1 protein-coding gene is annotated in these 650 nt (G+C 48.8%); it reads left to right on the forward strand.

What is annotated here, in order from left to right:
* The coding region (locus R7Z49_RS25680; RefSeq protein WP_318112489.1) for a cytochrome c-type biogenesis CcmF C-terminal domain-containing protein at positions 1 to 650 on the forward strand (650 nt) is incomplete at both ends.

The raw sequence follows: 650 nt of genomic DNA on the forward strand, positions 1-650 counted from the left end.
TGGGTTTCCTTGTCTTCGTTATCGGTGGCTCTTTACTGCTATTCGCGGTGAAAGGTGCGGCGGTACGTGTTCGTGGTAACTTTGATTTAGTGTCGCGCGAAAATGCACTTCTTGCCAATAACGTCTTGCTGATTGCTGCACTTGTGGTTGTCTTAGTTGGTACGTTGTTGCCATTGGTTCACAAGCAGCTCGGTTTGGGCTCGGTTTCTATCGGTGCCCCATTCTTCGATATGCTATTTGCATGGCTGATGATGCCGTTTGCCTTCTTGCTAGGTATCGGTCCTCTTATCCGTTGGAAGCGTGACCAGTTATCTTCGATTGTGAAGCCTATGCTTGTGTCGGGCTCTGTGTCTCTGGCGTTGGCGGCGGTTTGTGTATTCCTATTTGCTGATTTCTTCTCAGTGATGGCGTACATCGGCTGGGTTATGTCGATTTGGATCGTGGCAATGCATGCGTTTGAATTGCATGAGCGTGCGACGCACCGTCACAGTTTTGCTGAAGGTGTTCGTAAGCTTCAACGTAGTCACTGGGCGATGATGTTTGGTCATATCGGTCTTGCTGTGACGATCATTGGTATCGCTATGGTACAAAATTACAGCATTGAGCGTGATGTGCGTTTAGCGCCAGGTGAACACTTCCAAATCGAAGGT

It is taken from the genome of Vibrio sp. 1562, assembly GCF_033340155.1.
Lineage (GTDB): Bacteria > Pseudomonadota > Gammaproteobacteria > Enterobacterales > Vibrionaceae > Vibrio > Vibrio alginolyticus.